Consider the following 21,340-nt stretch of genomic DNA (forward strand, 5'->3'; position numbering starts at 1 on the left):
CTGCTGGTGATATTATGTTAATAGCTACTATTTATCCATAATTTTTTAAGAATCGCACTAAAATACTCATAATACGAGCTGACCTTTTGAAATTATTCTTATTTCAATATAAAATGTAAATACAACTGTGAAAGATTCGGAGGGTGATACGATTGGAAATCCATGTATTAACAAAACAAGAGGCAGAAATTTACTTAGAACTTCGTGTAGAAGGTTTAAAACAAAATCCTGAAGCTTTTAGTTCTTCTTATGAAGATATTATTAATAAAGAATGTCCGATTGAATATAAAGCACAAAAGTTAGCACAAGATGAAAATTATACACTCGGTGCATTTAAAGATGGTACATTAATCGGTGTTGCAACATTGGAAACGAAACCATACGTAAAACAAGAACATAAGGCAAAGATTGGTTCGGTATATGTATCGCCAAAAGCACGTGGACTTGGAGCAGGAAAATCTCTTATTAAAGAATGTATTGAACTTGCAAAAACATTAGAAGTCGAACAAGTTATGCTTGATGTTGTAGTCGGAAATGATGGTGCAAAAAAACTGTACGAATCATTAGGATTTAAAACATTCGGTGTACAAGAGCGTTCTTTAAAATATAACGGTCAGTACTGGGATGAAGAGCATATGGTTTTATTCTTAGATGAAGAAAAATAAGAAAAACATCCTCACATGCATGAGGATGTTTTTCTTTTTGTATAAAAAGAATAATGATAAGAACATTATACGGAGCATCGATAAGTACAGCTTTATCGGCGATTCTGCTAATATATCAACCGTTCGACAAATTACATGTTAAAAATCTGCTCGTTACGCAACATACTACTTCTAAAACCATGCATGATGCAACAATTGAACCGCTTCTTCAATCTCTTCCTCAGATAAAATGGCAAACCCAAGTAAAACTGTATTTTTTGAAATAGTCCCTTCTTTATAATACGTAGAAACCGGATATACTTTTATACCGTTTTCAGCTGCCCTCTTTATTAATGCTTCTTCTAACATTCCATTGTGAACTTTTAGTAAAATATGTAAGCCAGAATCTTCTCCAATTACCTCCGCCTTATTAGAAAAGTACCTTTCTATCGCTGAGACAAGAGCATCTCTCTTTTTCCGATATACAACTCGCATCTTATAAATATGCTTTTCCCAATGTCCCTCGTTTAAAAACCTTCTAATAATTTCTTGATCAATTCTCGAAACACTTTGTGCATAAAATAAATATTGCGTTTGATACAACTCAATTAGCTGTTTTGGCAAGACCATATAGCTCATACGTAATGATGGAAGCAATGCTTTTGAAAGTGTCCCCATGTAAATTACATTTCCTTCTGTATCAAGTCCCTGCAATGCAGGAATCGGCTTTCCAGAGTAACGGAACTCACTATCATAATCATCTTCAATAATATAACGTCCATTCTCCCCTTGTGCCCATTGCAGGAGTTGCATCCTTCTTTTAATGGGCATAATCATTCCACAAGGAAATTGATGAGATGGGGTAACGAACACAACATTTGCATGACTATCTTCTAGCTCTGTAATACAAATCCCGTCCTTATCAAGCGAGAGCATCTGAACATTTTCTTCCCCTTTCTCAAAGACAACCAATTTCCGGTGATATCCTGGATTTTCAACTGCAAAATGACTTCCTTTTAGCAACTGAAACAACATTCTTATTAAAAACTGTGTCCCAGCTCCGATTACAATTTGGCTCGCTGAACATCTCACACCTCTTGATTCATATAAATATTTCGCAATTTCCTCGCGTAAACTCAATTCACCTTGAGGATGACCAAGAAATAATAAATCCTTATTTTCTAGTTGCCATACCTCGTTTGAAATCTTGCGATATATAGAGAATGGAAATGCATTTGCATCTACACCTGTTTGAGTGAAATCATATTTATATTTCTGTTCCTTATACAATACTTCTTTCACGACTTCTCTTTCCTTCACTGTATGTATCATTTGTTCGATTTCACATACAAAATAACCTGTGCGCGACACTGATTCAATATATCCCTCTGCGAGAAGCTGTTCATATGCCGATTCCACTGTGTTTTTACTCACTTCTAAATATGTCGCTAACTTTCTTTTTGCTGGGAGCTTCGTCAAAGGAGGGATTTTCCCACTTCTTATTTCTGCTTTTATATACTCGTATAACTGTACATACAGTGGGATTTTTTCCTCCATATTCAAATTTGGTGTTAATTCTAACATGAAATCTGACCCCTTTATAAGTTTCGTTATTGATACTTTTTAAAGTACCAGTAGTTATATATAATTCCTTTTATCATGTAATTTTAAAAAAATCAATCTTAGAAAGGAGCATCATGATGATGAATAATAACAGACGACTTGGCCTCATTATGATTATTACAGGAGCTACTTTATGGGGATTATCAGGGCCGATGATTCAGTGGCTTTTTCAACATACAAAAGTATCATCTATCGACTTTTTAGTCATTCGTCTATTGCTTGCCGGGGTCTTCATTTTATGTTTCCTACTTGTGAAAAAACAAAATATATTTCGTATTTGGCAACAACCACGCCACCTTTTACAACTGATTATTTTCTCTATCCTTGGAATGCTTGGCGCACAGTATGCTTTTATCGAAACAGTGCATATTAGTAACGCTGTTACCGCTACCCTATTTCAATTTTTAGGACCAGTTCTCATTACTGTTTATGTTGCAATACAATATAAAAAACTTCCTTCCACTATGCAAGTATTAGCAATTGTCGCTGCCCTGACAGGTACCTACTTTATCATTACAAATGGATCTGTCCAAAATATTGTTTTATCGAAGGAAGCTATTTTATTCGGTCTCTTAACAGCAATTGGGTTTGCCTTTTACACACTTCATCCAGCTTCCCTTATTAAACAATGGGGGACGACTCTTATTATTGGCTGGGGTATGTTAATTGGAGGTATTGCACTATTTATCTACAACCGCTCTTTTGAATGGAAACATCTTTCACAAACATTTACAATTCCAACATTCTCTATGCTGATTTTAATTATTATAAGTGGGACACTTTCTTTTCTTCTTTACATCGGTAGTCTAAAATATTTATCAGCAACCGAGACAAGTATTTTATCTAGTATTGAACCGCTTGTAGCTGCTGTTGTTTCTATCGCTTGGCTAAAAGAATCTTTTGGGGCATACCAATTACTAGGCGGTGTATGTATCGTCATCGCCGTTATTTTCTTAACAATGCCAGAAAAAGAAGCAGAGCCTTCATTCACAACTGAACAAATATAATGCAACATATCAAAAGAGGTCATACTACACTTATGACCTCTTTTTATGAATGAAAAGGAATTGTCTCGTCTTCTAGCAAATACAATTACACTAACAATGAAAAATAGGAGTGTGGCAAGATGAAAAAAATTGGAACTGCGCTACTTTTCTCCTGTATCATCACTGGCTGTACTGCACTAGATCAAGAACCAAAGGCACCGATAAAAGAAACAACCGAAGCTTTTATCCCCAAAAATAATGCTCCCCCCTTTTTTCACCTTAGCGTCTTAAAAGATGTGTACTGGCAAGAAAGTCCTTCCTTTGTAGAAGGGAAGATACCGTTAAAAGGCATTGAAGGAAAAGTTGCAATCGCAGATAGCACTTTCATTGCTGGTGAGAAAAATAAACAAATGTGGTTCTTCCTCGATCCACAAATGCCCTCTGGAAAATTATCTATTATTGCTTTAAAACAAGGCTCTACAACACCTACTCCCGTACTCTTTCAAGATGAAACTTCTGAACAAACTTGGACCGTTTCTACTCCCATCCATTCAAATATAAAAGAACTCCCTTTCCTTATGTCACTACCTTCTCCTGGATTATGGGTCTTAAATATCTATATTGATGAGAAATATTATGAACAAATTGTTATTCATGTAGAGGAAAGTGACAAAGCTTAACTTCTTTCTTACAACAATGTAATTCTCATGTCATCTACTTCGATAGTTGCAACTCCCTCTCTCCCTTATACTAAAAGTAAGAAATGAAACAACAAACGAGGAGAGATGAGAGATGAAAAAAGTGATAGAAGTAGTTGTAGCAGTGGCAGAGGTTTTTGTAAATGGAAAGCAAGTTGCAATGGAGTTGAATCAATAATGCAAAGCGAAATATTTGTTACTAATTATATAAAACCATAAGCAGAGGTACGATTTCTTTATTGTTTTGATCTCTTATCTCACTAAAAAAGTAGTGCCCTTTTTCTTAAAAGGGCACTACTTTTTATTATTTATAACTTGGCATTTTTGTAATCTGTGCGACTCCTGACTCGATTGCCGCTTTTGCTACTGCAGCAGCAACACTTGGAACAACTCTTTTATCTAGCGGATTGGGAATGACATAGTTCTCATTCCGTTCCTCATCCGTAATGATGTTAGCGATCCCATATGCTGCCGCTAACTTCATTTCTTCTGTAACATCCGTTGCACGTACATCTAGTGCACCACGGAATATACCTGGAAATGCTAATACATTGTTCACTTGATTTTGAAAATCAGAACGTCCTGTTCCAACAACAGCTGCTCCAGCCTCTAGTGCATCTTCTGGGAATATTTCTGGAATTGGATTCGCCATTGCAAACACAATTGGTTTTTCATTCATAGTCTGCACAAGTTCTTTTGTTAATACGTTAGGAGCAGATACACCGATAAAAATGTCTGCACTGTCAATCGCTTCTTTTAATGTTCCACGTACAAATTCACGATTTGTTTCTTTCGCAATCTCAATTTGTGCAGGGTTCATCCATGATTCTCCCTCACAAACAATACCTTCTAAACTTACTAACGTCATATGCTGTGCACCTGCATTTAATAACAATTTGCCAATCGCAATCCCAGCTGAACCAGCACCATTAATGACAATCTTCACTTCATCCATCTGCTTGTTTACAACTTTTAAAGCATTAATAACTGCAGCTAAAACAACAATTGCTGTTCCGTGCTGATCATCATGGAACACTGGAATATTTGTTTCTTCTTTTAAGCGCTTTTCGATTTCAAAACAGCGCGGCGCAGCAATATCTTCTAAATTAATACCTGCAAATGTAGGTTCTAAATTTTTAACAATGGTTACGATTTCATCTACATCAGTCGTTCCAAGACAAAGCGGAAATGCATCTACATTCGCAAACTTTTTAAATAAAATACTTTTCCCTTCCATAACAGGCATAGCTGCTTTTGGTCCAATATCACCTAATCCAAGTACTGCTGTTCCATCCGAAACAACTGCAACCATATTACCACGTGCTGTATAGTCATAAGCTGTTTCTTCATCTGCTGCAATCGCTTTACAAGACTCAGCTACTCCCGGTGTATATGTCAAACTTAAATCATCTGCTGAATTAACTTCTACCTTACTTGTAATTTCAATTTTCCCTACCAATTCTTTATGAAGTAATAATGAACGCTCATTAATTTGACTTTCTAACATAGTTACAATCTCCCTTTAATTTAACAAGCTAGCTACATCTTTATATAGCTAGCTTGTTTGATAGTAAGTAATTTAAGAAACCATTTTCAATAAAATTGTTGCTATTACGACCATTGCGGCACCGCCCAAACGCGTGGAAATTTGTGCGAATGGCATTAATTCCATTCGGTTTGAAGCTGATAAAATCGCAACGTCTCCAGTTCCACCTAATCCGCTATGGCATCCTGTTACAATCGCAGATTCAACTGGGTACATTTTCATGACTTTTCCAACAAGAAAACCAGTCGCTATCATTGTAAGTACCACTGACGCGCATACAACAACATATCCAACTGAAAGAACAGCTGCTACATCTTTTAATGGAATATATAGCAATCCTAAACCAACCATTAATGGCCATGTTAAGTTTGTCGAAATAAATTTATATAAGTGATATGCACCTTGCTCCATTTTTGCCGGCATTAGTTTAAAGTACTTCACGATTGCCGCTGAGAAGATCATAATAATTGCTCCTGGAATACCAATAAATTTAGAAGCAAATCCGCCAAAGATAAAGAATGTACATGCAATTAATAAACCTGCTCCCATTAATGAGAAATCAATTGGTTTTTCTGTATTTTGTTCTTTTAATAACTCTGCTTGATTATCTGTTTTTACTAATACGCCATTACCACTAAGCTCTGGTCTTTTTTCACCTAGACGTTTCATATATCCTGCGCTTACAATCGCAAACATATTCCCAATAATAGCTGCTGGAATGAGCTGTGATACAAATGTCGCAGAAGATTCATTTAGAATGTCACTGTAGGCTAAAGAGAGTGGTAAAATCCCTTCTCCGATACCACCGCTCACAATTGGTACAATGATAAAGAAGAATGTTTGCTTCATTTCAAATCCAAATAATGAACCAACTAACAAGCCGACTACTACTGATGCTAATGTCCCTACAACTAACGGGATAAACATGCGAACAAACCCTTGTACTAACACTTTACGGTTCATTCCTAAAACACTTCCGACTACTAAACAAGAAATATATAGATATAAAAAGTTCGATTTTTTCATTAATGCAGTAGCAGCTTCCATTGAAGCCGGATTCATCCAATTAAAAAATACTAATAATGATGGAATAAATAATGAGAGAATTGCTGGTCCACCAATATTTTTTAAAATTGGGATCCGCATCCCAATATCACCTAAGAAAATCCCCATAATCATAATGACCGCAAATCCGCCAATCATATCAGCTGGTAATTTGTTATATACAGATGCTCCATAAATAATAGCTGCTAATACAATATATAACGGTAAAGGTATAACACCAATTTTAATATTCATGATTTTTGAAACAAAAGATTTTTGTTCCAACTCTGCTGTTTCCGCAATTGATACCGCTTCCACATTATTTCGAATCCCCATATAGGCACCCCCTTATATTCTTGTTTACAATATTAAAACGTTTTCAATAGTAAAAATAGTTTTTGTAAGTTTTGTAACTGATTTTGTAATTAAAAAAAGTATAAGCGGCTTACATAAGCCGCTTATACATAAAAACGTATTTTATTTTGATCGATACATCGTAATTTACTTACCGGTCTCCCCACATGTTGATAAACCATTTCATTTTCTAAAACTCCAATTTCAGTTAAAAACATGACATACTTTCGAATAGAAACTCTTGAAATTCCAACTAATTGGGCCATTTCATCTGTTGTAAATACTTGTCCATGAAGTGATTCTATTTGCTTCCAAATCAACTGTAATGTTTGCTTTGTAAGCCCTTTTGGCAGTTCTTTATTTATATGAGTTTCTACTTTTTCTTTTTGTAAAATCAACGTATCTAATTCAGATTGGCTAATATTTTGTTGTTCTTTCATGAACATAAATTTCTCGCGATATGCCGTTAATGCTTCCTTAAACCGTTCAAATGTAAATGGTTTAATTAAATAATCAACCACTCCATATTGCAATGCCTTTTTTATACTCCCCATATCATGCACAGCTGAAATCATGATAACATCAATTTCTTTTTCTTGATTCCGAATATGCATTAACAAGTCAAACCCTGTATCACCAGGCATAAAGATATCAAGTAATATGAAATCTATAGACGATTCCTTTAATATCTCTACTGCTTCGCCCGCAGAATTTGCTATATGAACAAGTTCAAACCCTCCTACTAGCTCTAAATAATGCTTATTTAACATCGCTACCATCGGGTCATCTTCTACAATTAAAACTTTGATCATATTCCTATCTCATCCCTACTTTTGTATGGTATTTCAATGGCTATGGTTGTTCCCTTCCCTAACAATGACTCAACGTGCACGTTCCCATTTATTCGTTTTAAACTATCACTTATAAGGTATAAGCCATACCCTCGATTCTCTCCTTTTGTGGAATAGCCTTTGACAAATACTTTATCAATTTCTTCTTTTTGGATTCCAACTCCTGTATCTTTAACTGTGATAGTCAATTTATCCTGATATTGAATCGAAATATCCACCCGCTTATATTCACAATTCATCACAGCATCTAATGCATTGTCGATTAAATTCCCTACAATTGTAATGAGTTCATGAATAATACTTTCGTCATATGGCTCTGGTAAATAAGAATTTTCACTTACAATAAGTTGTACATTCTTTTCCCTTGCGTAACTAAGTTTACCAAGCATAAACCCTGCAAATACAGGATTTTTTATTTTTCGCATCACACCACCAATTTCATATTGATGTTCCGAGACCATATTACTAATGTATAGCTCTAATTGTTCATAATGCTTCATATGCGTAAGGCCTAATACAACATGCATCTTATTCATAAACTCATGAGATTGTGCCCGAAGCGCTTCTGCATAAAGTCGAATATCTGTTAATTGTTCTGCTAATTTCCTAATCTCTGTTTTATCACGAAATGTTGCGATCGCACCAACAATTTCTCCTTTAACATATAAAGGAACCCGGTTGGTAACAATGGTAATTCCATAAAGATTTTGTTCCTCATACAATTGGGCTTTCCCCGTTTGTAACACTTCTTTTATACATGAGTTAGGCATATACTTCTCAACATCTTTACCAATAAAATCTTCTTCGAGACCACTTTTCTTAAATAACCGTTTCGCTTCGTTATTAATTAAAGTAACTCTCGCATCTTTATCAACAGCAATAATCCCTTCTTTAACAGATTGTAACATCGTATTCCGTTCTTCTAAAATTTTTGCGATCTCGCTAGGTTCAAGATCAAATAATATTTTCTTAATATGTCTAGCTAATAAAATAGCACCTATAATTCCAACTAAGATTCCAACACCGATGCCAATATAAATAATGTGTCTACTCTCTTTTACCCTCTCATACACATTGTCAGCTGAAATACCGACAGCTACAACTCCCATTTGTTCTCTCGTTTCAGAAAAAACAGGTACAAACACGCGCATAGAGATTCCCAATGTTCCTTTTGCCATTGAAACATGTTCTTTTCCTTTTAATGCTGGTCCTTCATCTCCTCCAACAAAGTGATGCCCAATGTTCTCGGGGTTGGGATGAGATTTTCTTATGCCATTCATATCCATCACTACAATAAATTGCACATCTGTATTTTTTAACAATCGATTTGTATACATTTGAATTTCAGATATATCATTTCTTCCTGCTAAGGCATCTATGACAAGTGGTGAGTTCGCTACAATACGCGCAATTGTTTTTGCTTTTTCAGCTTGGCTTTCTTCAGTAGTGCGCTCGACATTATGACTAATTAAAATATCTGTTACAAATAAAGAAAGTAAAATAACAGTACACACTAGCAATGTAATCGTCTTCCATAAACTTAACAATTTTTTTCTTTTTCTCATCCCTTTATTGTCTCCCTTATTTCTTCTTTACTACACGCGAAATCTATCTTACTTATTCTTTTTTAGGAATACAACAATTTCACAAAATAAGGGCATCTACCTGCATTCATTCTCTCACAAAATTTTCTACCCACCTTTTTTTCTTACAACAATGTAATTCTCATGTCATCTACTTCGATAGTTGCAACTCCCTCTCTCCCTTATACTAAAAGTAAGAAATGAAACAACAAACAAGGAGAGATGAAAAAAGTGATGGAAGTAGTTGTAGCAGTGGCAGAGGTTTTTGTAAATGGAAAGCAAGTTGCAATGGAGTTGAATCAATAATGAATCGCGGTAATGATTTTACAAATTATATACCCACATAAAAAGAGGTAAGGTTTCATCATTCTTTTGATCCCTTATCCTCCTAATAAGAAAGCCGTATCTTTTTACAGATACGGCTTTCTTTTATTTTTGACTTGTACGGTTTGAAATACTAATTGCCCGATCCGTTGTTTTTGCTGCTTCATCTAGTGCTTCTTTACTACTTTTTCCGTCATACATTGCTTCCAGCGCTTTTACAACCGCATCGCGGGATTCAGGAAAAACACTAATCAGTGCACCTTGTGTTGCAACAGATGGTTTTGTTGCTTGTAACTGTTCTACTGTTACTTTTAACTGTGGATATTTTTCATATTGTTGTTTTACTAAAGGTTCATTATATGCATCCGGATTAATAGAGAAGTAACCTGTTTCTGTATGCCATTTTGCTTGTACATCTGCTTTTGTTAAGTATTTCATAAAGTCCCAAGCACCTTTTTGTGTTTCTTCTGCGACCATATTCGTCATCCATAGTGATGCACCACCTATAACAACTCCGCTTTGTTTCACATCTTCTGGATATGGGATATATGCCACTCCCACATTAAATTTAGATGAATCAATTACATTACGAACACCTGCTGAAGAATCTAAATACATCGCAACCTGTCCGGATTGAAATGCGGCGCGGACATCATCCCAACTTGCCCCATACTTTCCTAATGTACCAGCTTTATTCAGTTCATCTAATAAACCAAATACTTTCTGTCCTTCTTTTCCATTAAATACAGCTTTTGTTGCCGCATCTTTACGTCCATTTTCCTTATCAACATATAAACCACCTTGTGTTGCTAAGAGCTCTTCAAAGAACCATCCGTAATTTAACATTGAAAAACCGTACTGTTTTACGCTTTCGCCTTCTTTAACAGTTAATTTTTTTGCTGCTTCTGTTAACTCAGCATATGTTTTCGGTGCTTTTTCTGGATCGAGTCCCGCTTTTATAAAGGCATCTTTATTATAGATTAATACCGGTGTAGATGAATTAAATGGCATGGAATACATTTTCCCATCAATTGAATAATAATTCGTAATCGCTTTTTCTAATTTTGATGTATCATATTTATCTTTTTTAATCCAGCTATCAATTGGTGTAATCTTTTTACTATCAATCATATATTTCGTTGTAATTTCGCTAGATTGAACGAGAGCTGGCGATTCCTTTGAAGCAGTAATATTTTTAAACTTCGTTAAAGATTCTTCATAAGAACCTTGAAATTCAGCTTTTACCTCATATTTATTTTGTGACTTATTATAGTCTGACACAATTCCATCTAGCACACCTTGCGTTTTTCCACCCATTGCGTGCCAAAAGCGAATGACTGTTTTATCCCCATTCTTTTCTACAGGAGCTACCTTTTCCTTCGCTTCAGATTTCCCCTCTGTTTTACTACTTGAACACGCCGCAGTCGATAAAGCCATTGTCGCAGCCATTATAATAACAGCACTTCTTTTCAAGAATCTCATCTTACTCCCACCTTTTCATATATATGTTTATTTAATTGCCCCTTTTGTTAAACCTTGTTGCAGCTGCTTCTGACCTAAAAATAATAAAATTAAAGTCGGAATAACAATAACTGTAACTCCAGCCATTACGCTGCCCCAATCCGTCGCAACTTCCTGAGATTGAAGTTGTTTCACCCCAATTTGTACGGTTCTAATTTTCTCATCATTCGTAACTAGAAGAGGCCATAAATACATATTCCATGTTGTTAAAAAACTATATACGCCAAGCGTAATAAAGCTTGTTTTACAATAAGGAACAACTACACGGAATAAAAACTTCACATGGCCAATTCCCTCAATAAAGGCAGCTTCCTTTAACTCATTTGGAAGTGTCATAAAATGCTGACGTAATAAAAAAATACCAAAGGCAGTTGCAAAAAAGGGGACCGTCATTCCAGTAAATGTATTAATCCATCCAAATTGTTGTACCGTTAAAAAGTTCGGTACCATCGTTGCTTCCCATGGGATAAGCATCGTTGAAATAAACAGAAAGAAAATAAAATTTCGTCCTTTAAAATTTAAAAATACAAATGCATAAGCCGCTAAGCTTGATACAACAAGTTGTCCAATCATCACTGCTGTTGAAACGATAAAACTATTGTATAAATAAGAAAACAGCGGTACTTTCTGAAAAATATGTACAAAATTATCGAATGTAAATTGTGTCGGGAACACCCTTCTCATTTGAATATCTTCTGGCGTCATAAATCCTAGCAAAAATGCGTATAGAACTGGAAAAAAGACCATCACTGCACTAATAATAAGCAGCGTATATAAAAGAGTATGTTGTTTCCACCTTTTAGCAATCATTTATAATGCACCTTTCTCTCTGCAAACTTAAATTGAAGTAGTGTGGCAATGAAAATGAAAATAAATAATACCATTGCCTGTGCACTCGCTGTACCAAATTGATGATTCGCAAAAGCTTCTTTATAGATAGAGTACACAATTAAGTTTGTTGCATCGTTCGGTCCACCGTGCGTTAAAATATCGATCTGCCCAAAGCTTTGAAACGCACTAATTAAGGTAACTGTTATAATAAAAAACAATGTAGGCGATAGCATTGGTAATGTAACGCGCCGCAGTTTATGTAAATAGCTAGCACCGTCAATAGATGCACTCTCGTATAAAGCCGTATCAATATTTTGCAAACCACCTAATATAACTAAAAACGCAAAACCTGTATTTACCCAAACCGTTGTAACTGATACAGAAAATAATGCCCATTCCGGGCTTGTTAACCATGCAATTGCAGGAAGATTCATCGAACTGAGTATATTATTGAATAAACCAACACTCGGGTGGAATAGAAATAGCCAAATTACTGCGCTAGCTGCTACTGAAATCCCCATTGTTGAAGAAAATAAAACTCGAAACAACCCTATTCCTTTTATTTTTTCGTTTGCAATTAATGCGAGAAATAACGCAAATAAAATACTAGTTGGGACTGTATATAATACAAAGAGTAAAGTAGATTTTATACTTTTGTAGAAGGCTGGATCAGACAATAAATATTGATAGTTTTCAAGTCCTACGAAAAGGTTTGCCTCACCATGAACGTCTGTCAAATAAAAACTATAATAAATAGTACGGAATAATGGATAGAACAAAAAAACTGTAAATAATATGATGGAAGGTGCTAAAAATAATAAGCCTGTGCGCAAATCTTTCGTGCGGCTCCATAACGATTTTTTTCTCGAAACTTCTGTTTGAACAGGTAAATTTTCTACCCCAATCATTATCTCGCCACCGCCTTCAACTCTTCATCCGCAACCAATCGAATCCTTTCATTCGTATCGTTATGAAAGAAACATATTTTCTGTACTGGAAATTGCAATTTGACTGTATCACCTTTTTTCAAAATAAGTTGTCCAATTACTTTTGCACTCCATGTTTTTTCATTTACTACAAAATTTAAAATTGTTTCATTTCCTAATACTTCTACCAATTGGAGTGTAACTTCTTGACCATCTTCAGCTAATACAATGTGCTCGGGACGGATTCCTAAACGTACTTTTGGTTCTGAAAACTGTTGTAATTGCCCTGAAGACAGCGGAATTTGTAATCCATCAACATGTAAGCACCCCATTTCTTTATCCATGATTCCCTCACCAATATTCATGGATGGTGAACCGATAAAGCTAGCGACAAATTCATTTGCAGGATGGTTATATATATCCAGCGGTGTGCCTACTTGTTGTATACTCCCTTTGTTTAACACCATAATGCGATCTCCCATCGTCATTGCTTCAATTTGATCATGGGTCACATAAATCATCGTAATACCTAATCGCTGCTGAATCTCTCTAATTTCAATGCGCATTTGTGCACGCAATTTTGCATCCAAGTTAGAAAGGGGTTCATCCATTAAGCAAATTGGCGCTTGACTGACGATCGCTCGCGCAAGTGCAACACGTTGCCTTTGTCCACCTGATAATTGACCTGGTTTTGATTTTATATATTCCGTAAGTCCTACCATTTCTACTGCCTCTACTAATCGTTTTTGCCGTTCTTCTTTTGGGACTTTCCGTATTTTTAACCCAAATAAAATATTTTCTTCTACCGTCAAATATGGATATAAAGCATAATTTTGAAATACCATTGATAGATTTCGATTTTTCGGTTCTAAATCATTTGCAACATTTTCGTTAATACGTAGCACCCCAGAAGTAATTTCTTCTAAACCTGCAATCATTCGCAATAATGTACTTTTCCCACACCCAGAAGGACCAACTAGAACAAAAAATTCACCTTTTTGAATCTGTACCGACACATTTTCAACTGCTATTTCCTTTGAATTTTTATAAACTTTTGACACATCTCTTAATTCAATCATCAATTTGCACTCCTTTTGTGTTCTTGTAACCATACCTCACAACGACTTATTGAAATCTGCTTTACCTACAATCTTCGCCTCTTCTTACGTTTGAATGAAACTTCCTGCAATAATAAGAAAAAACACCTTCTCTACTAGTGACTTTATAAAGGTAGGGTTCCTGAAATACTGATTCCCCTCAGCTTTTTACGTATTTCTAATATGCATGTAGACAAATTTAAAACACCAACCTACATAGAACAACCTTCTTCTCGCTTAACCCTTATAAACTAGAGTAAATGTAAGAAATATAAATAGATTGTTATATGTAAGCAGGTGTTCTCAGATGTTCTCTACCCTAGTTACGTTGTTACCTTTACTATATTACTTATTTATTAAGTTAGTTTTGATGATTTGTTAACAAGATATTAATCACATGTTAATATTTTTTTGTTTTTTTTACATTTTCCACCACATTAATCATTTATTTCTCACTATAAAGTTAGTTATTTCTTTTCTTACAGCGCCACAAATTTAATAGAAATAATTTATCCCGCATTAACGGACAGTAACACTCCCACCTCAAAATTCAGCGAAAGCAATGTCCAGCTCTACCAGCTAAAATCCCCACCCGTTTCGCTCCCTCGGACGAGGCAAAAAGCGCCTCTCTGCCTAGAGCGAGGGCGGCCTACGATTTTGAANNTCTAAAGAAGTTAGGTGGGGGATGGCCCCTACTGATTAAAGTTTCACTTTATAAAAATACTAAATTTCCCAAAAATACTTTTTTCCATATTTTTTCTATAATAATATATATAATATGGTAGAATTTTATAAATTTATAAAAAGATCAAGAGGCGATATGAGATGAAAAGATATATTAAAATAAAAGGTATTGGTGTATATATTCCAAAACGAAAAGTAGATTCTTTTGAAATAGACCGTATGTTAGGTGCTCCAGAAGGCTGGACTTTAAAAAAAGCTGGGGTGAAAACGAGATATTTTGTCGATGATGAAACATCTTCTTATATGGGGGCTGAAGCTGCTAAAAAAGCTGTAGCAGACGCTAACCTAACATGGGCTGATATCGATTGCATCATCTGCGGGAGTGGCACAATTCAACAGGCTATTCCTTCTACTGCATCACTTATTCAAGAACAACTTGGGCTACAGCATTCTGGTATTCCATGTTTTGATATTAATTCAACATGTTTAAGTTTCGTAACAGCACTTGATACAATTTCTTACGCAATTGAATGCGGGAGATATAAAAATGTGGTTATCATTTCTTCTGAAATTTCTTCTGTAGGATTAAATTGGGGACAAAACGAAAGCAGCATTTTGTTCGGTGATGGCGCAGCGGCCGTTGTTATAACGAAAAGTGATCAAACTTCTTCCATTATAGCTTCTCATATGGAAACGTATAGTTCTGGTGCGCATCTATCGGAAATTCGCGGCGGCGGAACGATGATTCACCCTAGAGAATATAGCGAAGAACGAAAAGAGGATTTCTTATTCGATATGAATGGCAGAGCTATTTTCAAATTGTCCTCTAAATATATGTTAGGCTTTATCGAAAAACTACTTATGCATACAGGGTATTCGTTAGATGATATCAATTTAATTGTTCCTCACCAAGCAAGTGGGCCAGCTATGAAACTAATTCGTAAAAAGCTAGGTGTCGATGAGGATCGCTTTATGACTATTTTTGAAGACTATGGGAATATGATTTCTGCATCTATTCCTATCGCCCTTTTCGAAGCAATTAAACAAAAGAAAGTGCAACGCGGGGATAAAATATTGTTACTTGGTACTTCTGCAGGGCTTTCTATTGGAGGCATTCTTCTTGAGTACTAAGAAAACCGTATTAATTACAGGGGCACGCGCACCAGCAGCATTACATTTATGTAGGCTGTTCAAGCAAAGCGGACATACCGTCATTATGACAGATAGTATTCCTTACCCATTAAGTAAAGCTTCAACGAGTACGGATTATTTTTATGAAATTCCTTCTCCAAAATGGAAAACAAAAGAAAGTATCTATACACTACAATCCATTATTCAAAAACATGGTGTCGATTTACTTATTCCTACTTGTGAAGAAGTATTTTATATATCTAGGCATAAAGAAGAATTAAGTCCATTTTGTCATGTGCTCGTAGATGAATTTCAAAAACTTTCATTACTCCATAATAAATGGGAATTTATTCAGTTCGTAATGAAATTAGGTTGGCAAGTTCCTGCAACGTATAAAACAAATAACGAGCAAGCCATGCAGGAAATGATTCATCAAACACCAGCCACTACTCCTTTTGTACTAAAACCAATTTTCTCTCGTTTTTCTGATAAAGTAGCATTTATTACAAAAGCAGATGTGGTAAAAGGAATTACGATAGACCAGCAAAATTATATTATGCAAGAGTTTATAAAAGGAACGCAACATTGCTCCTATAGTATTGTACAATCTGGAAAAGTGTTAGCTCACTCTGTCTATAAAACGGAATTCACGGCGGGTTTAGGCGCTACTATTGCGTTTAAGCATATTAATTCCCCAAAAATTGATGAGTTTGTCGGACATATCGTAAAAGAGCTCAATTTCTCTGGACAAATTGCCTTTGATTTTATTGTTACGGAAGATGGGGATGCTATTCCGATTGAATGTAATCCACGTACTACAAGTGGATTACATTTATTCGATGAGGAAATATTATCAGCTTTTTTTGAGACAAAAGTGAACTACACGCTAATTCCTACACAGAATTCCCACTGTGCAATTCGATTAGCAATGCTTTTATATGGACCTTCTTACTTAAAAAGCAAACAAACACGTAAGCGATGGTGGAAAGTTCTATGTTCCTATCCAGATATTATTTATAGTCGCTCTGATAAGAAACCATTTTTTTATCAGTTTTATAGTATGTACAAGTTATGGCTTGAAAGCCGTAAACATGGCCGAACGATTTTGGAACAAACGACATATGACATATCATGGGACGGTGAAAGATTATGAAAATGCTAGTCACTGGTGGAACTGGTTTTCTAGGACAAAAACTTGCTTTTCGCTTAGCGAGTATGGGCTATGAAGTAACAGCAACTGGGAGAAATAAAGCAATCGGCAAATTATTAGAACAAAATGGAATTGAATTTGTACATTGTCCTCTTGAAGATAGACATGGCGTTCTGCAAGTTTGTAAAGATAAAGATTATATCTTTCATAGCGGCGCTCTTTCTTCTCCTTGGGGTAAATATAAAGATTTTTACAATGCAAATGTGTTAGGAACAAAGCATATTATTGAAGGAAGTCAAAAGTCTGGTATAAAACGCCTTATTCATGTATCGACACCGAGTATTTATTTCTATTATGATGAACGACAAGATGTAGTCGAAAACGCGAAACTTCCTGATACATTTGTAAACCATTATGCAAAAACAAAATATATGGCGGAACAAGCCACTGATCAAGCGTTCAATCATGGTTTACCCGTTATCACGATACGTCCACGTGCTTTATTTGGCCCAGGAGATAACGCTATTCTTCCACGCCTTATTAAAGTATGTGAAAAAGGTGCCCTACCAAGAATCGGGACAGAAGATGTACTCGTCGATATTACATATGTCGAAAATGTTGTAGATGCCCTCCTTCTCTGTATGCATTCACCTAAACATACATTAGGCCAAAAATACAACATAACAAACGGGGAACGGATAAACTTATATGAAGTCATTGAAAATGTAATGAAGCGCCTTGATAAAGAGGTTCAATATAAAAAAATTTCCTATAAAGCCGCTTTTACAATTGCTGCGATACTAGAGGGGATTTCAAAAACTATTTTACTTGGAAAAGAACCGATTCTCACAAAATATACTGTTAGTGTACTTTCAAAAAGCCAGACTTTAAGTATTGATAAAGCTCAAAAAGAATTAGGATATATCCCAAATATTAGCATAGAAGAAGGTATCACAAAATTTGTGAAATGGTGGGAAACACAATGAAAATCAAATATTTAAAGCTATATGAGACAGGGTATTGCACACATCCTGAAAAAATTGCATATTCCAAAGGGAGTTGGAAACAAATTAGTTTTCCAGCTACAGTTGGATTACTCCAACACCCAAGTTTAGGTTATATTTTATTTGATACCGGATATGCCCGGCACTTTATAGAAGCGACAAGAAAATTTCCTTACTCTGTATATGCTAAACTTACTCCTGTTCACTTTACAGAAGAGCAATCGATTAAACAACAACTACTTCTTGATGGTATTCAGCCGGAAGAGATTAAGTATATTATTCTTTCTCATTTTCACGGTGACCATACAGCAGGACTGCCCGACTTTCCGAAAGCAAAAATATTAACCTTCTCGAAAGCTTATGAAGATATTAAAAAGAGAAGTAAATTTGGGGCTCTATTAAAAGGGTGCTTAAAAGATACATTACCAATTGATTTGGAACAACGGATGACATTTATCGATCAAACTCCGTCACTTAGCTTACCTCCCACATACGGAAAATTTGAAGAGGGATATGATGTGTTTGGGGATGGTTCATTACTCGCGGTTGATTTAACGGGGCATGCAATTGGACAATTTGGCCTATTCGTCCATTTACATAGTGAGAAAATTGTTTTTCTTTGTGCAGATGCAGTGTGGCTCAGTAAAACGTATGAAAACCTTGTCTTTCCAAATAAGATTGTCGGCCTTTTAACAGGGGATGCAAAATCTTATCGCCACAACATTGAAAAGTTACATCATTTATCGCAAATATCACCGGAAATTGAAATTCTGCCAACTCATTGCGAACGTACATGGAATCAAATTAAAGCAGGGGTGTACTATGAATAAATTTCGGATTCTCCAGCAATATTTGAAAACAAAATACCGCTTACGATTTTCAACTCGTGAGCAAGTAAAACAATTTCATGAGCAAAAAATAACAAAACATCTTCTGTTTGTTATAGATAAGTCGCCTTTCTACCGTCAATTATATACACCCTTTTTAAAAGAAATCGAAAACGGGGATTTGGCCTCACTCCCTATCATTAATAAAGAAGTAATGATGGAGAACTTTGATACATTAAATACAGCTTCTATTTCAAAAAAGGAAGCCTTTCATGTAGCATTTGAAGCTGAAAAGACCCGCAATTTCTCGCCAACTATTCGTAATATAACTGTCGGGCTATCATCAGGCACTAGTGGAAATCGCGGCGTTTTTCTCGTTTCTGAGGAAGAACAAACGATGTGGGCTGGTTCTATTATCGGTAAAGTCCTTCCTTCTAGCATTCTACATAAACATACAATCGCTTTTTTCCTACGAGCGAACAGTAATTTATATGAAGCGACAAAAAATAAACGAATCGCTTTTCATTTTTTTGATTTACTAGATTCGTTTCATCAACATATCGCTCGATTAAATGAAGTAAATCCATCTATTTTAATTGCACCTCCTTCTATGTTGCGAAAAATCGCCCATTGGCAACAAGAAGGACTTATTATGATTTGTCCTAAAAAAATTATCTCTGTAGCAGAAGTACTTGAAGATATTGATAGGGAGTTTATCAGTACAATTTTCCAACAGACAGTACACCAAGTTTATCAATGTACAGAAGGCTTTCTTGCTACAACATGTACACATGGTACATTACATATCAATGAAGACCTTGTTCATATTGAAAAGGAATACTTAGATCAAGACAGAGGGATATTCGTTCCCATTATTACTGATTTCACGAGGAAGACACAGCCTATAATTCGCTACCGTCTCAATGACATATTAATTGAGAAAAAAACAACGTGCGCCTGCGGTTCACCCTTCTTAGCATTAGAACGAATTGATGGTCGATGCGATGATATATTTATCGGGATAAGTGAATTGGATAAAAGCGAAATATCTATTTTTCCTGATTTCATTCGAAGAGCAATTATGTTTACATCTAATGAAATTCAAGAATTTAAAGTGATTCAGCACAGCACAGACAAAATTGAAATTAAACTTAAAATACTACCTGAACATTTCAAATCATGTAAATCTAGCTTAATACAGGAACTACATAGACTATGGTCTACTAAAAAATGTGTTGTGCCACATTTTTTCTTTTCACATTATGATATTGAATTATATGATAAAAAATTAAAAAGAATAGAAAGCCTTATAAAGCACGGTGAAAATGTATGATTACGTTACATGATATTCATTCCCTGCACAACATCGACTGGACGACAAAACGAGAGGGAACATATGTAAGAGATAGCTTCCTTCCGCTCTTACAAAATGGTATTACAGCATTTATTGAAAATATTAACACGCAGCTATTTCTATTAGAAATTGATGACCTTATCTTGCCAGTTACTGTGAATAACAAAGAGTTTGAAAACTCGTATGTATGTTCTCCCTATACACATTACATATCCTATGCACTAGAAGAGTTATGGGAATTAAAGAAACCGTGGTTAGAGAAGTTACTAACCTACCCGATTCATCTTATCGGAAGCTGGCTACGACGAACAAATATTAATAAAGTAATTGTAGTAAATAATTGGATGCTGTCAACAAATCTTTATCATTCTATACACCAACAACAAATCGAACGGATTACGAATTTACTTATTGAAAAATTTCCAGAGCATACGATTTTATTTCGTTCTTTAAATAGCGAATTATATCCTGCAATTACACAAGCATTATCTACAGTAGGTTACAATAAAATTATGTCTCGTTCCGTATACTTATTTGATCCAAAACACTATAAAGAAATGAATCGAAAAGAACGAAAGGACTTATTGAATGATAAAAGATTATTACAGAAAAGTAATTATGAAGTAATGACGAATGAACAATTAACAAAAGAGGATATTTTACAGATTTCCGAGTTATACAATCAACTATACATTGAGAAATATTCCGATCATAATCCAATGTTTACACCAGCTTATTTATGGAATGCGCTTCAGCATCATTTATTAGAAATGAAAGTTATTAAAAAAGAGGGCACGATTGATGGTGTCATTGCTTATTTTATTAGAGATGGCGTTATGACAACTCCTATACTGGGCTATGATACAAACTCTGATCAACAACAAGGCTTATATCGCATTCTTTCCCTCCTTATTACAATGGATTCTATTGAAAAAAATTTAATTTGTCATTGTAGTGCTGGGGCTGGAGAGTTCAAACGAAATCGTGGTGCAAAACAGCAGATTGAATACAGCTATATATATAATGCTCATTTGCCACATAAACAACAAAAAGTATGGACAGTATTAAGTTGGATATTAAATAAATGGATTGAACCGATGGCAAAAAAACATCAATTTTAAACATAAAAAAAGAGATAAGACTTCTAATCTGTACCCTTTGT

18 protein-coding genes are annotated in these 21,340 nt (G+C 35.2%); 9 read left to right on the plus strand and 9 right to left on the minus strand.

Annotation, left to right across the window (positions count from 1 at the left end; all coding sequences use genetic code 11):
- Positions 1 to 152 precede the first annotated feature (152 nt).
- Positions 153 to 665, plus strand: a complete 513-nt coding sequence (locus CN373_RS18135) for a GNAT family N-acetyltransferase (RefSeq protein WP_000402458.1) — start codon at positions 153 to 155, stop codon at positions 663 to 665.
- A gap of 171 nt (positions 666 to 836) precedes the next feature.
- Here CN373_RS18135 and CN373_RS18140 read toward each other — a convergent pair whose 3' ends face one another.
- Positions 837 to 2,228: a PLP-dependent aminotransferase family protein gene (locus CN373_RS18140; RefSeq protein ID WP_000891866.1), complete on the minus strand. Its 1,392-nt coding sequence runs from the start codon at positions 2,226 to 2,228 to the stop codon at positions 837 to 839.
- A gap of 119 nt (positions 2,229 to 2,347) precedes the next feature.
- Here CN373_RS18140 and CN373_RS18145 point away from each other — a divergent pair, with 119 nt between their 5' ends.
- Entirely contained in the window at positions 2,348 to 3,274 is a 927-nt protein-coding gene (locus CN373_RS18145; RefSeq protein ID WP_033664619.1) for a DMT family transporter, read from the plus strand.
- Positions 3,275 to 3,393: 119 nt separating this feature from the next.
- Complete coding sequence (locus CN373_RS18150; RefSeq protein ID WP_000719647.1) at positions 3,394 to 3,933, plus strand: DUF4871 domain-containing protein; 540 nt, start codon at positions 3,394 to 3,396, stop codon at positions 3,931 to 3,933.
- Between the two features lie 322 nt (positions 3,934 to 4,255).
- Here CN373_RS18150 and CN373_RS18155 read toward each other — a convergent pair whose 3' ends face one another.
- The 8 genes from CN373_RS18155 to CN373_RS18190 form a co-directional block, all read right to left on the minus strand.
- The gene (locus tag CN373_RS18155; RefSeq protein WP_000894157.1) at positions 4,256 to 5,458 is read right to left on the minus strand and encodes an NAD(P)-dependent malic enzyme; all 1,203 of its coding nucleotides are present in this window, start codon (positions 5,456 to 5,458) and stop codon (positions 4,256 to 4,258) included.
- 72 nt (positions 5,459 to 5,530) lie between these two features.
- Positions 5,531 to 6,877, minus strand: coding sequence for a 2-hydroxycarboxylate transporter family protein (locus tag CN373_RS18160; protein WP_000512878.1), 1,347 nt, complete (start codon positions 6,875 to 6,877; stop codon positions 5,531 to 5,533).
- 122 nt (positions 6,878 to 6,999) lie between these two features.
- Entirely contained in the window at positions 7,000 to 7,707 is a 708-nt protein-coding gene (locus CN373_RS18165; RefSeq protein ID WP_098359846.1) for a response regulator, read from the minus strand.
- Positions 7,704 to 9,311 carry a sensor histidine kinase gene (locus tag CN373_RS18170; RefSeq protein WP_098359847.1) on the minus strand — a complete coding sequence of 536 codons (1,608 nt, stop codon included), beginning with the start codon at positions 9,309 to 9,311 and terminating at the stop codon, positions 7,704 to 7,706. The genes CN373_RS18165 and CN373_RS18170 overlap by 4 nt, the downstream gene beginning before the upstream one ends.
- A gap of 447 nt (positions 9,312 to 9,758) precedes the next feature.
- Entirely contained in the window at positions 9,759 to 11,135 is a 1,377-nt protein-coding gene (locus tag CN373_RS18175) for an ABC transporter substrate-binding protein (RefSeq protein ID WP_001211497.1), read from the minus strand.
- 27 nt (positions 11,136 to 11,162) lie between these two features.
- On the minus strand, positions 11,163 to 11,984 hold the full coding sequence (locus CN373_RS18180; RefSeq protein WP_000560793.1) for a carbohydrate ABC transporter permease: 822 nt from the start codon (positions 11,982 to 11,984) through the stop codon (positions 11,163 to 11,165).
- Entirely contained in the window at positions 11,981 to 12,913 is a 933-nt protein-coding gene (locus tag CN373_RS18185; RefSeq protein ID WP_000580568.1) for a carbohydrate ABC transporter permease, read from the minus strand. Before CN373_RS18185 ends, CN373_RS18180 begins: the two co-directional genes overlap by 4 nt.
- Positions 12,913 to 14,010 (minus strand): ABC transporter ATP-binding protein, encoded by a 1,098-nt coding sequence (locus CN373_RS18190; protein ID WP_000571623.1) that lies wholly within the window; start codon positions 14,008 to 14,010, stop codon positions 12,913 to 12,915. The genes CN373_RS18185 and CN373_RS18190 overlap by 1 nt, the downstream gene beginning before the upstream one ends.
- A gap of 843 nt (positions 14,011 to 14,853) precedes the next feature.
- Here CN373_RS18190 and CN373_RS18195 point away from each other — a divergent pair.
- The 6 genes from CN373_RS18195 to CN373_RS18220 are packed head-to-tail and all read left to right on the plus strand — an operon-like array spanning position 14,854 to position 21,299.
- Positions 14,854 to 15,843 carry a beta-ketoacyl-ACP synthase III gene (locus CN373_RS18195; RefSeq protein ID WP_000833172.1) on the plus strand — a complete coding sequence of 330 codons (990 nt, stop codon included), beginning with the start codon at positions 14,854 to 14,856 and terminating at the stop codon, positions 15,841 to 15,843.
- The gene (locus CN373_RS18200; RefSeq protein WP_000104888.1) at positions 15,833 to 16,996 is read left to right on the plus strand and encodes an ATP-grasp domain-containing protein; all 1,164 of its coding nucleotides are present in this window, start codon (positions 15,833 to 15,835) and stop codon (positions 16,994 to 16,996) included. The genes CN373_RS18195 and CN373_RS18200 overlap by 11 nt, the downstream gene beginning before the upstream one ends.
- Positions 16,993 to 17,979 carry an NAD-dependent epimerase/dehydratase family protein gene (locus CN373_RS18205; protein ID WP_000783216.1) on the plus strand — a complete coding sequence of 329 codons (987 nt, stop codon included), beginning with the start codon at positions 16,993 to 16,995 and terminating at the stop codon, positions 17,977 to 17,979. Before CN373_RS18200 ends, CN373_RS18205 begins: the two co-directional genes overlap by 4 nt.
- Positions 17,976 to 18,827 carry an MBL fold metallo-hydrolase gene (locus CN373_RS18210; protein ID WP_000696037.1) on the plus strand — a complete coding sequence of 284 codons (852 nt, stop codon included), beginning with the start codon at positions 17,976 to 17,978 and terminating at the stop codon, positions 18,825 to 18,827. The genes CN373_RS18205 and CN373_RS18210 overlap by 4 nt, the downstream gene beginning before the upstream one ends.
- Positions 18,820 to 20,157 (plus strand): F390 synthetase-related protein, encoded by a 1,338-nt coding sequence (locus tag CN373_RS18215; protein WP_001032091.1) that lies wholly within the window; start codon positions 18,820 to 18,822, stop codon positions 20,155 to 20,157. The genes CN373_RS18210 and CN373_RS18215 overlap by 8 nt, the downstream gene beginning before the upstream one ends.
- On the plus strand, positions 20,154 to 21,299 hold the full coding sequence (locus CN373_RS18220; protein ID WP_000631286.1) for a hypothetical protein: 1,146 nt from the start codon (positions 20,154 to 20,156) through the stop codon (positions 21,297 to 21,299). Before CN373_RS18215 ends, CN373_RS18220 begins: the two co-directional genes overlap by 4 nt.
- Positions 21,300 to 21,340: the final 41 nt, after the last annotated feature.

This window comes from Bacillus cereus (assembly GCF_002561295.1).
In the GTDB taxonomy this organism is placed as follows: domain Bacteria; phylum Bacillota; class Bacilli; order Bacillales; family Bacillaceae_G; genus Bacillus_A; species Bacillus_A cereus_S.